At 72.7% G+C, this 528-nt stretch carries 1 protein-coding gene; it reads left to right on the forward strand.

Annotated features, from left to right (window positions below; translation table 11 throughout):
• Window positions 1-528 (forward strand): aminotransferase class V-fold PLP-dependent enzyme (locus tag B9G38_RS15420; RefSeq protein ID WP_143415518.1); only part of this gene is annotated, 528 nt, incomplete at both ends.

Here is a 528-nt window from a genome sequence, read left to right on the forward strand (position 1 = left end):
ACGTCGTGGAGGCGGCCGCGTCGTTCGTCGAGGACCACGAGTACGGCTCCGCGACGACCGACCCGTACGAGTACGCGTTCGAGACGTACGACCGCGTGCGCGAGCGGATCGCGGCGTTCGTCGGCGCCGACCCAGAAGAGATCGCGCTCACGGAGAGCACGACCGACGGGATCAACCGCGTCGCCGGCGCGATCGACTGGGAGCCCGGCGACGTGGTCGTCCGGACCGACCTCGAACACCCGGCCGGCGTCCTCCCGTGGAAGCGCCTCGAACGCGAGGGCGTCGAGGTGCGCGTCCTGGAGACGGAGGCGGGTCGCGTCGACCGCGACGAGTACGCGGAGGCGGTCGAAGGCGCCCGCCTCGTCTGCTTCAGCGCGATCACGTGGACGCACGGCACCCGCCTCCCGGTCGCCGACCTCGTCGAGGTCGCGAACGAGGCCGGCGCGTTCACCCTCGTCGACGCGGTCCAGTCGCCCGGACAGGTCGCGGTGGACGTAGAGGAAGCCGGCGCCCCACGGGCCGAGCGTC

The sequence above is a fragment of the Halorubrum sp. SD612 genome (assembly GCF_002135005.1).